This is a genomic window from Streptomyces flavofungini (genome assembly GCF_041028215.1).
In the GTDB taxonomy this organism is placed as follows: Bacteria; Actinomycetota; Actinomycetes; order Streptomycetales; family Streptomycetaceae; genus Streptomyces; species Streptomyces flavofungini_B.
Genome location: NZ_JASKYR010000176.1, coordinates 1 through 12,729, shown reverse-complemented (window position 1 = coordinate 12,729; position 12,729 = coordinate 1). Strand labels below are relative to the sequence as shown.

Below are 12,729 nucleotides of genomic sequence, written 5' to 3'. Positions count from 1 at the left end.
CCCACCCCGCGATCCTGGTGGCCGGCGCCGACCCCCGGTCGCCCTCGGGCACGACGGGCCCGCCGACCACGGTCCTCGCCGAGGCCCTGAACGGGCTCGGCTTCACCGCCACCGCCCTGTCGACGGGCACCTCGCCGGACGAGGAGACGGTCCAGAGGGCGGTGGCCGCCGCGCGGGGCGTGGCCGCCGTCGTGGTGGCGACGTACAACGTCGCGACGCACACGGCCACCGCACGGGACAACACCCAGGCCGCCAACAGCGCCCTGTCGGCGGCGCGGGACGAACCCGCGGCCGTACGGACCGCTCAGGCCGCGCGGTTCGCGGCGATGCCCGGCGGCGGAGCGGCGGCGCGGGACCGCCAGGCCGACCTGGTGGCCGCGCTCAGGGCCACCGGCGTGCCGGTCGTCGCCCTCGCGATCCGCAACCCCTACGACGTGGCCCAGCTCCCCGAGGTCGACGCGGCCCTGGCCTCGTACTGCTGGACCGGTGCCGCACTGCGCGCCGCCGCCCGGGTGATCGCGGGCCACGCGGTACCCGGCGGGCGGCTGCCGGTGCCGGTGCGGCGGGCGGACGACCCGGCGCAGGTGCTGTACCCGGTCGGCCACGGGCTGACGTACTGACGTGTACGCCGGTCCGCCGGGGCCGCACCGCCGATCGCCGCAATGCCCCCCGCACGCCTGGCGTGCTCCCGCTCACGCGGGCCACGCTGGTGCGCACATATCGGGGGGAACGCCATGCCTGCCTGTCACGCCGGGCCGCGCGCGGCCGCGGGGACGCTCCGCGCGCTGCTGCTCGCGCTCGTGGCGGCGGCGGTCCTGAGCGGCTGCCGGAGCGGGGGCGGCCCGGACGGCCACCCGCCGGTGACGTCGGGCCCCTCCGGTTTCGGCGAGGTCTTCCTCGCCGAGGACGAGTGCAGTTCGCGGGGGCGCGCCGCGTTCACGGAGGTGCCGTGCACCAGTGAGCGCGCGGCGGCCCGGGTACTCGCGCGGCACGGGGGCCGGGCGCGGCAGGGCCCGATGTGCCCCGCGCGCACCGACTTCGTGCTGCACATCAGCGAGAGCGGGGCTTCGGCGGACGAGGACGGTGACGGGGTGGTCCCCCGGGGCTACGCCTGTATGCGGAACCTCGAACCGCCGCACCCCGGTGACCCCGGGGGCGGCGGCGGGCCCCGCACCGTCGTCGGCGACTGCGTGTACGAAGCGGGCCCGGGCCGGGTCAGGGAGACGGCCTGCGACGGGAGCGGCAGGCGCTCCCCCGAGTACCGGGTGACCTCGGCGACCGGGAGCCGGGCCCGGTGCGGGCCCGCGACCGAGCTCTACGTGGAGCTGGGCGGGGCCCGTCCCGTCGGCTGCGCCGAACGGCTCTGAGGCTACGGACGCAGCGTCAGTTCCTTCTTCACGTCCTTGCGGTCGAGCTTCGGGTCGTACGTGGCCAGCGGCTCGGCCGTCGCCGTGGACACGCCCGCCCAGGCCTTGATGCGCTGCGTGGCCTTCGCCGCCTCGTCCGGGGCGAGCTGGGAGACCGTCGCCCCGTGGTTCGCCTTCGGGGCGGTGAAGACGTACGAGTCGTGCTTGGCGCCGCGCGCGGGGCGGAACTGCTCGGCGCCGTAGGGGTCGTACTCCCCGTACACGTACATCATCCGGTGCGCGTGGTGCCGCACCCAGCGGTCGACGTCGTGCATCGCGCCGGGACGGAACTTCATCGGGATCTCGCGGGGCACGAAGTTCCGCGGCGGCTGGTAGCCGTAGCGGCTCAGCTTGCCGAGCCAGGGCTGGCTGATGGTGGGCGAGCCCAGTTCCGTGCCCGCCTGGTAGTAGTACGGGGTGTACGGCTCAAGGCCCTGGTCGGTGTAGGAGGACCAGCCGCCCACGGCGTCGACGTAGTCGAAGAGTGCCTGGTCGGTGATGGTGGCGGCGTCCGGGATGCGGTCGCAGGCGGTGGCGGCGGGCTGGTACTGCCAGAAGCCCCACGTCAGGTCGAGGACGACGGCCTCGAAGGCCTTGTCCAGGGTGCCGACGGTCTTGAAGGTGTAGTTCTCGGCGGCGGCGTAGGCGGCGAGCTTGTGCGAAAGCGGCTTCCTGCGCACCAGGGCCTCGCGCTGCACGGCCTGGATCTTCGCGCGGCACTCCTTGGTCCCGACGGTGGCGAGGAACTCGTCGTAGGCCGAGTCCTCCTTGTCGACGACGTCGTTGGGCGCCACATAGGAGACGATGCCCGCCATGTCGCGGGGGTAGAAGCGCTCGTAGTACGTCGCCGTCATGCCGCCCTTGGAGACGCCCGTGGCCAGCCACTTCTTGCCGTAGATGGGCTTCAGCGCCTGGTGGATGCGGTGCTGGTCGGTGGCGGCCTGCCAGATGTCGAGCTTGGACCAGTCGGCCGGTTCGGGGCGCGAGGGCGTGAAGAAGCGGTACTCCATGGAGATCTGGTTGCCGTCGACGATCTGCGTCGGCTCACGGCGGCTGGGGTTCGTGGAGACGCTGTAGCCGCTGGTGTAGAAGACCGTCGGGCGGCTCGTGTCCTTGTGCAGAACCGTCAGGCGCTGCTTGAACGTGCCCTTGGAGGGGCGGCGGTGGTCCACCGGCTGGGTGTAGTTCAGGACGAAGAAGCGGTAGCCGGGATACGGCTTCTCCTCGATGAGGCTCATGCCGGGTATGGCGAGCAGCCTGTCTTTGATGTCCGGTTCCGCGGTGGTGGCCCGCTCCCCGGTGGTGGCCCGTTCGGCGGCGGTGGCCGCTCCGGACGTCGCTCCGGCCGCGCCCACCGTACCTATCAGCATGACGAGTGACACCAGCCATCTGAGCGCCTTGCGCATGCACCCTCCCCTGTCGACACAGCAGTGCCCCGGAACCTAACGGAGCAGCCGGGTCCGCACCAGGGGTGGTTTTCAGCAGAGGATCCAGCCCGAGCTGACGCCCCGTCCGCTGATCTTCCCCGTCACGCGCACGCACCGGTGCCCGGCGTGCACCGTCACCGGTCCCGCGCGGTGGGTGTAGCGCCCCTTGTCGCGTGCGGGGCGGCTGCCACGCGCCTGGACGCTGACGGACATGGACTTGCGGGCGCCGGGGCGCTTGGCGACGAGGACGGCGCAGACGTAGCCGCGCGTCCTGAACACGTCGACCCTGCCCTTGGCGAAGGGCAGGGTCCGCACCTTGTGCCCCGCGCAGACGCCGGAGACGGCGTGCGCCGAGCCCGCGCCGGGACCCACGAGGGCCAGCAGCAGGGAGGCGGCCAGCCCGGCGGCGCCGAGCGTCAGCCGCCGGCGTATGTGACCCCGGCCGCGACCTGTGCTCACGGTGTTCCCTCCCGCCACTGCGGTATCAACGTACTGCTCTACGGACGCAGGCCACCGCCTCCGCGGTTGCGGCCTCCCCCGGCTTTTCCCGGGCCCCGCGCCCGTCGGTCGTTCAGGCGGCCTCGACCGGCTCCCCCACGAAGGTCCGCCACAGCCGCGCGTACCGCCCGTCGAGAGCGAGCAGCTCCTCGTGCGTGCCGTCCTCGGCGACGCGCCCGTCGGCCATGACGACGACGCGGTCCGCGCGGGCGGCCGTGGTGAGCCGGTGGGCGACGACCAGGGTGGTGCGGCGGCCCGCGATGCGGTCCGTGGCCTGGTTGACCTGGGCCTCCGTGGCGAGGTCGAGCGCGGCGGTCGCCTCGTCGAGGAGCAGGATGTCGGGGTCGACGAGCTCGGCGCGGGCGAGCGCGATGAGCTGCCGCTGCCCGGCGGAGAGGTTGCGTCCGCGCTCGGTGACCTCGTGGAGGTAGCCGCCGTCCAGGGTGGCGATCATGTCGTGCGCGCCGACCGCGCGGGCCGCCGCCTCCACCTGGGCGTCGGTGGCGTCGGGCCGTCCGTAGGCGATGGCGTCGCGGACCGTGCCCGCGAAGAGGTAGGCCTCCTGCGGGACGACGCCGAGGCGGTGGCGGTAGGCGGTGAGGTCCAGGGAGCGCAGGTCGGTGCCGTCGACCGTGACGCGCCCGCTCGTCGGGTCGTAGAACCGGGCGACGAGCTTGACCAGCGTGGACTTGCCCGCGCCGGTCTCGCCGACGAAGGCGACGGTCTGCCCGGCGGGTATCCGCAGGCGCACGTCGCTGAGGGCCTCCTCCTCGCCGGTGTAGGCGAAGCGGACGTCGTCGAAGGTGATCTCGCCGCGCAGGGAGAGCACGTCGAGCGGTTCGTCGGCGGCCTTGGTGGAGGTCGGCTCCTGGAGCAGCTCCTGGATGCGGCCGAGGGAGACGGTGGCCTGCTGGTAGCCGTCGAAGACTTGGGAGAGCTGCTGCACGGGCGCGAAGAACAGGTCGATGTAGAGCAGGTACGCCACCAGCGCGCCGGTCGTCAGCGTGCCCGCCTCGACGCGGCCCGCGCCGACCACGAGGACCGCGACGACGGCGACGGACGACAGGAACTGCACGAACGGGAAGTACACCGAGATCAGCCACTGGCCGCGGATGCGGGCCTGGCGGTAGCTGTCGCTGTTCTCCGCGAACCGCCGGGCGCCGGAGCGCTCGCGCCGGAAGGCCTGCACGATGCGGAGCCCGGCCACGGACTCCTGGAGGTCGGCGTTGACGACGGAGACGCGCTCACGCGCCAGTTCGTACGCCTTCACGCTGGACCTGCGGAAGAAGTACGTACCGATGACGAGGAGCGGCAGGGTCGCGAAGACGACGAGGGCGAGCTGCACGTCGATCACGAGCAGGGCGACCATGATGCCGAAGAAGGTGACGACGGAGACGAACGCGGTGACGAGTCCGGTCTGGAGGAACGTGGAGAGCGCGTCCACGTCCGTGGTCATCCGGGTCATGATGCGCCCGGTCAGCTCCCGCTCGTAGTAGTCGAGCCCGAGCCGCTGGAGCTGCGCGAAGATCTTCAGCCGCAGCGAGTAGAGGACCCGCTCGCCGGTGCGTCCCGTCATCCGCGTCTCGCCGGTCTGCGCGGCCCACTGGACGACCACGGCGGCGAGCGCGAGCCCGGCGGCGGTCCAGACGGCGCCGAGCGCGAGCTGGGTGACGCCCTCGTCGATGCCGTGCCGGATCAGGACGGGCAGGAGCAGCCCCATGCCCGCGTCGACGGCGACCAGGAGCAAACTGAACAGCAGCGGGAGTCCGAATCCGCTGAGCAGCCTGCGCAGGCCGTAGGAGTCCTCGGGCGTGACGGCCCGCGCCTCGTCGATGCCCGGTTTGTCGGTGGCCGGGGGCAGCGCGTCGACCTGGGCGAGCAGCTCGGGCGTGGACGGCATCCCGGACAGGGCGGTGTCCTTGGGCTCGCGGTCACCGGTCCACAGGGCGGGCGTGATGCCGCGCTCGGCGTCGAACTCCGCGTCCAGCTCCGCGCGTACGGAGGTGTCCTCGGGGACGTCGGCGGGCAGGGCGTGGCCGGGCGAGACGCCGCCCAGCTCGTCGGGGTCGGTGAGCAGGCGCCGGTAGAGGGGCGAGCGCTGCTCGAGTTCCTCGTGGGTGCCGAGGTCGGCGAGGCGCCCGTCGTCCAGGACGGCGATGCGGTCGGCGAGGCCCAGGGTGGAGCGCCGGTGGGCGATGAGGAGGGTGGTGCGTCCGGCCATGACGCCGCGCAGGGCCTCGTGGATCTCGTGCTCGACGCGGGCGTCGACGGCGGACGTGGCGTCGTCGAGGACGAGGAGGCGGGGGTCGGTGAGGATGGCGCGGGCGAGCGCGATGCGCTGGCGCTGGCCGCCGGAGAGGGTGAGGCCCTGCTCGCCGACCTTGGTGTCGTAGCCCTCGGGCAGCTCGGAGATGAACCGGTCGGCCTGGGCGGCGCGGGCCGCGGCCTCGATCTGCTCGCGGGTGGCCTCGGGGCGGCCGTAGGCGATGTTGGCGCCGACGGTGTCGGAGAAGAGGAAGGAGTCCTCGGGCACGAGGCCGATGGCGGAGCGCAGCGAGCCGAGGGTCAGCGCGCGCACGTCGTGGCCGCCGATGAGGACGGCGCCGTGCGTCACGTCGTAGAAGCGCGGCAGGAGCAGCGAGACGGTCGACTTGCCGCTGCCGGAGGAGCCGACGACGGCGAGCGTCTCGCCGGGGGCTATCTGGAAGGAGAGGCCGTCGAGGACGGGACGGTCGTCTTCGTACGCGAACCGGACATCGTCGAACTCCACCGTCGCCGGGGCGTCGGCGGGCAGCTCCTTGGTGCCGTCCGACATGCTCGGCTCGGTGTCGATGAGTTCCAGGACGCGCTCGACACCCGCGCGGGCCTGCTGGCCGACGGTGAGGACCATGGCGAGCATCCGCACGGGTCCGACGAGCTGCGCGAGGTAGGTGGAGAAGGCGACGAACGTGCCGAGCGTGATCTCGCCGCGCACGGCGAGCCAGCCGCCGAGGGCCAGCATCGCGACCTGCCCGAGCATGGGCACGGCCTGGAGGGCGGGGGTGTACTTGCTGTTCAGCCGGATGGTGCGGAGCCGTCCCGCGAAGAGCCTGCGCCCCACCTCCCTGAGCTTCCCGGTCTCCTGCTCCTCCTGGCCGAAGCCCTTCACCACGCGTACGCCGCTGACGGCGCCGTCGACCACTCCGGCGACGGCGGCGGCCTGGGCCTGCGCGTACCAGGTGGCGGGGTGCAGGCGGGAGCGGGAGCGGCGGGCGATGACCCAGAGGGCGGGCGCGACGGCGAGGGCGACGAGGGTCAGCGGCAGGGAGAGCCACGCCATGATCACGAGGGAGATCACGAAGAGCAGGATGTTGCCGATGGTCATCGGCAGCATGAAGAGCAGGCCCTGGATGAGCTGGAGGTCGCTGGTGGCGCGGCCGACGACCTGACCGGTGGACAGCTCGTCCTGCCGCCGCCCGTCCAGCCGCGTGATCGTCCCGTACATCTCGGTGCGCAGGTCGTGCTGGACGTCGAGGGCGAGCCGCCCGCCGTAGTAGCGGCGGATGTAGGTGGCTATGTAGACGAGGACGGCGGCGCCGATCAGCGCGCCCGCCCAGGGGCCCATGGACCTGCCGCCGCCCTGGCCGTCCTGCCCGATGACGTCGTCGATGATCACCTTGGTGATCAGCGGTACGAGGGCCATGACGCCCATGCCGACGAGCGAGGAGCCGAGCGCGAGCACGACGTCCTTCGGATACCGCCACGCGTACCCGGTGAGCCTCCTGGCCCAGCCGGCTTCCCGCGGCTCCGGTCCGCCCCTTTGCTCCGCCACCGTTATGCCTCCCGCCGTCCTGACCTGCCGAGAGGCCCAACGCGGCGGGACGGCGATTTCATCCCGCCGCAACAAAACGGGAGCTCTCAGCTGCCGGGAACCGCCACGGAGGCCTCACGCGGCGTGATGGTCGGCGCGTAGCGCCCGGCGGCGGGGGCGGCGGGCGCCAGGTCCCTGTGGACGGCCCTGGCGACGCCCTGGATGGTAGCGACCCCGTAGTTCATGGTGCTGTCGCCGTGGGTGAGGACGGACAGGGTGTAGTCGTGGCCGCCGCCCTTGAACGCTCCGATGCTGTGCACCCGCCAGCCGTGGGCCGACCGCTGGAGCCAGCCGTTCTTGACGTGGACCGAGACGCCGGAGGGCGCGCCCGCGGGGGTGCCCCAGCGCTGCGAGGGGATCACCTTGCCCGTCAGTTCCAGGAGGTAGGCGCGGGAGGCGTCGGTCAGGACGGTGTTCCTGCCGGTGATCAGGGCGAGGAGCCGCTGCTCGTCGGTGGCGTTGATCCGGGTGAGGCCCCAGTAGCCGCCGGACCCGGGCACGGTCCTCGTCATCCCGGCCGCCCGGAGGAAGCCCTTGACCCTGGCCGCGCCGAGCTGGCGCCAGAGCGTGCTGGTCACCGCGTTGTCCGACTTGGTGATCATGGAGGTCGCGAGGGTCTTCTCGCGGGACGACAGTGCGCGGCCGGTCTTCTGCGCGTCCCACAGAAGGGTGGCGAGGACGGTCGCCTTGACGACGCTGGCCGAGTCGAACGAGGTGGTCGCGCGCAGGGTGCAGGTGGTGCCCGTGGCGCGGTCGTGCAGGCCGACCGCGACGGTGCCCCTGCGGTTCCTCAGCGCCTCGGTGATGTCCTTGGTGAGCTTGGCGGCCAGACCCGCCCGCGCCGAGGTGCAGGTCACCCGCGGTACCGCGGCGGCCGCCGCGGGCGCGGTGGCCGCGAGCGGCACGAGCGCCCCGGCGGCGAGGCCCGCCGAGAGCACGCGGGCACGCCGGGACATCCCGGATATCGGGTGAGCCATACGGTCTTTCCATCCCCTTGGGTCCGTACAGGACCCTGGAGGTCCGTACAAGCGCCCCTGATGCGCTCACCCTCTTGTATCACCGGTACCGGCGAAGGCTGCATGCGCTAGCTCACACGCCCTTTCACGCCCCGGCCGGGCCGCTGCCTTCGAGATGCGTGGGTGCGAACATCCGCAGCAGTGCCGGAAGCACCACCACCGAAGGGCCCGGCTCGGCGAGGGCCTTCGTGAGGTCGTCCCGGAGCGTCTCGGGGGAGGACCGCACGCCCGGGACCCCGAAGGACTCCGCGAGCGCCACGAAGTCGGGCCGCGCAAGCTCCGTCGCCGTCGCCTCGCCGAACGCGTCGGACATGTACTCGCGGAGGATTCCGTACCCCCCGTCGTCGACGATGAGCCAGGTCACGGGCGCGTCGTACTGCCGGGCCGTGGCCAGCTCCGCTATCGAGTACATCGCGCCGCCGTCGCCGGAAACCGCGAGGACCGGCTGCGAGGGGTCGGCCATCGCGGCGCCGATGGCGGCGGGGAAGCCGTACCCGAGGCCGCCCGCGCCCTGCGCCGAGTGCATGGTGTTCGGGCGCCGCGCGTCGAAGGCCGACCACGCCCAGTAGGCGAGGATCGTCATGTCCCAGAAGGACGGCGCCGCGTCGGGGAGGGCGGCGCGCACGGCGGCGAGGACCTGCTGCTCCAGGCCCAGATCCTGGGCGGCGATCCGCTCACGGACCTTGGCGAGGACCGCCGCGACCCGCTCGGGGGCCGACGGGTCCTCGCGGGGCGACTCGATCGTCTCCAGGAGCGCGGAGAGCGCGAGGCGCGCGTCCGCGTGGATGCCGAGGGCCGGGTGGTTGGACTCCAGCTTGCCCGCGTCCGCCTCGATCTGGATGACCCGGCCGCGCGGCTTGAACGTGTGGTAGTTCGAGGAGAGTTCGCCGAGCCCCGAACCGACGACGAGCAGGACGTCCGCGTCCTCCAGGAAGTCCGTCGTATGGCGGTCCTCCAGCCAGGACTGGAGCGAGAGCGGGTGCTCCCAGGGGAAGGCGCCCTTGCCGCCGAAGGTGGTGACGACGGGGGCCTGGACCAGCTCGGCGAGCGCGCGCAGCTTGCCGCTCGCGTCGGAGCGCACGACGCCGCCGCCCGCGATGATCGCCGGACGCTCGGCCCGGGACAGCAGATCGGCCGCGACGGCGGTCAGCTCGGGGCGCGGCACGACCTCATCGGGCGTGGCGTCCATGGCCGTGACGACCGGCAGCGAGGTCGCCGCGAGGAGCACGTCCTGCGGGATCTCCACCCAGACCGGCCCGTGCGGCGCGGTGAGCGCCGACTCCCAGGCCGCGGCGATCGCGGAGGGGATCTGCGAGGCCGTGCGGACCGTGTGGACGGACTTCACGACGTCGCGGAAGGAGGCCTGCTGGTCGCGGAGCTCGTGCAGATAACCGTGGCGCCCGCCGCCGAGCCCCGCCACCGGGACCTGGCTGCCGATCGCGAGCACGGGCGAGGAGCCCGCCGCCGCCTCCTGGAGCGCGGCGAGCGAGGTGAGCGCGCCGGGCCCGGTGGAGAGCAGCAGCGGGGCCACCTCGCCGGTGATCCGCCCGTACGCGTCCGCCGCGAATCCCGTGTTGTTCTCCACGCGGAGGCCCACGTACGACAGGGAGGAGCGGCGCAGGGCGTCGAACATGCCGAGCGCGTGCTGGCCGGGGAGGCCGAAGACCGTGGTCGCGCCGAGCCCCTGGAGGGTCTCGACGACCAGGTCGCCGCCGGTGCGCCCGGGGGGCGGGTTCAGGGCGGCCTCGGTCTGGGCGGTGGTGGGCCGCAGGACGACGTCGTGGTCGTGGCTCACCGCTCGCTCACCGTCCCACGGGCCTCCGCGATCTGGCGGGACATGATCGTCGTCAGTTCGTACGCCGTGTGGGAGGCGGCCACGGCGGTGATCTCCGCGTGGTCGTACGCCGGGGCGACCTCGACGACGTCGGCCGAGACGAGGTTGCAGGAGGCGAGGCCGCGCAGGATCTCCAGGAGCTCGCGGGAGGTCATGCCGCCCGCCTCGGGGGTGCCGGTGCCGGGCGCGTGGGCCGGGTCGAGGCAGTCGATGTCGATCGAGATGTACAGCGGGCGGTCGCCGATGCGCTGGCGGAGCTGGTCGGCGACCTCGTCGGCGCCCCGGCGGTAGATGTCCGCGGAGGTGACGATGCCGAAGCCCATCTTCTCGTCGTCGGTGAGGTCCTGCTTGCCGTACAGCGGGCCGCGGGTGCCGACGTGGGAGAGCGCCTCGGTGTCGAGGATGCCCTCCTCGACGGCGCGGCGGAACGGGGTGCCGTGCGTGTACTCCGCGCCGAAGTAGGTGTCCCAGGTGTCCAGGTGGGCGTCGAAGTGCAGCAGGGCGACCGGGCCGTGCTTCTTGGCGACCGAGCGGAGCAGCGGCAGGGCGATGGTGTGGTCGCCGCCGAGGGTCATCATGCGGGCGCCGGAGCCGAGCAGGTCGTCGGCGGCGGCCTCGATGGTCTCCACCGCCTCGTTGATGTTGAACGGGTTCGCCGCTATGTCGCCCGCGTCGGCGACCTGGGCGAGCGCGAAGGGCGAGGCGTCCTGCGCGGGGTTGTAGGGCCGCAGGAGGCGGGAGGCCTCGCGGATCGCGTTGCCGCCGAAGCGGGCGCCCGGGCGGTAGGAGACGCCGGTGTCGAAGGGCACGCCGACCACGGCGACGTCCGTCCTGCCGCCGACCTCGTCGAGGCGGGGCAGCCGTGCGTACGTCGCCGGACCCGCGTAGCGCGGGATGCGCGAGGAGTCGAAGGGGCCGCGGGGGGTCGTCGGGGTCTCGGCGCTGCTCATGGTCGGTTTCCTCCTGCTGGTGCGAGTGGTGCGTTTCAAGTGTCGCGCGGCCCACTGACATCCGGTGGGCGGTGGGCCGCGCGGGGATCTAGACGTTCACCGGAGCGTCCGCCTCCGGCTCGGCGCCCCGCCCGGCCAGGCGTTCGCGCCAGGCGGCGAGGACCGCGGCGTCGGTGGGCCTGGTGGCCAGGGACACGACGACGTACACGGCGAGGGAGATCAGGAGCCCGTAGTAGACGGGTTCGTTGGCGAGGATGCCGTAGCCCCACATCAGGCCGATGACCGAGAGGCCGCCCGCGACGACGGCGGCCAGTGCCCCGGCGGCGGTGCCGCGGCGCCACAGCAGCCCGCCGAGGATCGGCACGAGCAGGCCGCCGACGAGCAGGTTGTAGGCGACGGTCAGCGCCTCGACGACGTCGTTGAGCGCGATGGCGATGAGGATGACGGCGAGACCCATGACGAGGATGAAGGCGCGGTTGCCCTTGACCTCGTCGTGCGGCCCGTCACCCGCGTCGGCCCGCACCGCGCCGCGCAGCCGCGACCAGATGTCGTTGTTGGCGACGGTCGCGCAGGCGATCAGGGCGCCCGACGACGTCGACATCACGGCGGCCAGCGCGGCGGCGAGGACGAGGCCGCGCACGCCCATGGGCAGCTCGTCCTTGACGATGGTCGCGAACGCCGCGTCGGCGCTCGGCAGCTTGGGGTACATGACCTTGGCCGCCGTGCCGATGACGGCGCCCGCGATGGCGTAGACGAGGCAGTACGTACCGGCGACGGTGCCTCCGTAGCGGGCCACCTTGTCGCTGCGCGCGGTGAAGACCCGCTGCCAGATGTCCTGCCCGATGAGCATCCCGAAGGTGTAGATCAGCACATACGTGAAGATCGTCTCGCCGCCGATGCCCAGCGGGTCGAAGTACTCGGTGGGCAGCTTCCCCTTCATCTCGCTGAACCCGCCCGCCTTGACGACGGCGATGGGCAGCAGCAGGAGCAGCACGCCGATGGTCTTCACCACGAACTGCACCATGTCGGTGAGCGTGATGGACCACATGCCGCCGAGCGTGGAGTACGCGACGACGATCGAGCCGCCGATGACGATCGCCACGGTGCGGTTCAGGTCGAAGAGGACGTCGAAGATGGTGGCGTACGCGATGGTCGAGGTGACCGCGAGCATCAGCGTGTACGCCCACATGACGATCCCGGAGATGACTCCGGCGCGCCCTCCGTAGCGCAGGTCCAGCATCTCGGAGACGGTGTAGACCTTCAGGCGCGCGATGCGGGCCGAGAAGAACACGCTCAGCGCGAGCAGGCCGAGGCCGATGGTGAAGACCATCCAGGCGCCGGAGAGGCCGTACTGGTAGCCGAGGCCGACGCCGCCGATGGTGGAGGCGCCGCCGAGGACGATGGCGGCCATGGTGCCGGAGTACATCCACGGTCCGAGGCGGCGGCCCGCGACCAGGAACTCGCTCTTGGACTTGGCGCGGCGCATGCCCCACCAGCCCATGGCCAGCATCCCGGCGAGATAGACGACGATCACTGTGTAGTCGACGGCCATAGGGGGGCCTCCTTCGCGCACCTCGGTGGCGTGTCGTGCAGATGGGGGTGATGACCGGCCGCGGGGACATCCGCCCGTACCCGAGGCCTGCGGTCGGCACGACATTAGGTGGCCGGAAAGCAACGCTGAAGTGTACGTTTCATCCATTCTCCGCGATCGAGACGGATGGACCATCCACCATGGCCGACCCCGCAGC

The 12,729-nt window shown here is 72.5% G+C and carries 9 protein-coding genes; 2 read left to right on the top strand and 7 right to left on the bottom strand.

What is annotated here, in order from left to right; genetic code table 11:
* Both AB8Z36_RS14790 and AB8Z36_RS14785 read left to right on the top strand, forming a co-directional pair.
* Window positions 1–620, top strand: a 620-nt coding sequence (locus AB8Z36_RS14790; protein ID WP_369213747.1) for a glycoside hydrolase family 3 C-terminal domain-containing protein, incomplete at its 5' end; no start/stop codon positions are given.
* A 114-nt stretch (window positions 621–734) separates the two neighbouring features.
* Window positions 735–1,367, top strand: a complete 633-nt coding sequence (locus AB8Z36_RS14785; RefSeq protein WP_369213746.1) for a hypothetical protein — start codon at window positions 735–737, stop codon at window positions 1,365–1,367.
* A gap of 2 nt (window positions 1,368–1,369) precedes the next feature.
* On the opposite strand, the gene AB8Z36_RS14780 is transcribed toward AB8Z36_RS14785, so the two are convergent.
* From AB8Z36_RS14780 to AB8Z36_RS14750, 7 genes are all read right to left on the bottom strand, one after another.
* Complete coding sequence (locus tag AB8Z36_RS14780) at window positions 1,370–2,812, bottom strand: aminopeptidase (RefSeq protein ID WP_369213745.1); 1,443 nt, start codon at window positions 2,810–2,812, stop codon at window positions 1,370–1,372.
* 72 nt (window positions 2,813–2,884) lie between these two features.
* Window positions 2,885–3,292, bottom strand: a complete 408-nt coding sequence (locus AB8Z36_RS14775) for a hypothetical protein (RefSeq protein WP_369213744.1) — start codon at window positions 3,290–3,292, stop codon at window positions 2,885–2,887.
* A gap of 112 nt (window positions 3,293–3,404) precedes the next feature.
* Window positions 3,405–7,142, bottom strand: coding sequence for an ABC transporter ATP-binding protein (locus tag AB8Z36_RS14770; RefSeq protein ID WP_369213743.1), 3,738 nt, complete (start codon window positions 7,140–7,142; stop codon window positions 3,405–3,407).
* 86 nt (window positions 7,143–7,228) lie between these two features.
* Window positions 7,229–8,158 carry a serine hydrolase gene (locus AB8Z36_RS14765; RefSeq protein WP_369213742.1) on the bottom strand — a complete coding sequence of 310 codons (930 nt, stop codon included), beginning with the start codon at window positions 8,156–8,158 and terminating at the stop codon, window positions 7,229–7,231.
* A 124-nt stretch (window positions 8,159–8,282) separates the two neighbouring features.
* Window positions 8,283–9,992: a thiamine pyrophosphate-binding protein gene (locus tag AB8Z36_RS14760; protein WP_369213741.1), complete on the bottom strand. Its 1,710-nt coding sequence runs from the start codon at window positions 9,990–9,992 to the stop codon at window positions 8,283–8,285.
* Window positions 9,989–10,981, bottom strand: a complete 993-nt coding sequence (speB, locus tag AB8Z36_RS14755) for an agmatinase (RefSeq protein WP_369213740.1) — start codon at window positions 10,979–10,981, stop codon at window positions 9,989–9,991. The genes AB8Z36_RS14760 and speB overlap by 4 nt, the downstream gene beginning before the upstream one ends.
* Before the next feature lie 88 nt (window positions 10,982–11,069).
* Complete coding sequence (locus AB8Z36_RS14750) at window positions 11,070–12,533, bottom strand: sodium:solute symporter (RefSeq protein WP_369213739.1); 1,464 nt, start codon at window positions 12,531–12,533, stop codon at window positions 11,070–11,072.
* Window positions 12,534–12,729 lie beyond the last annotated feature (196 nt).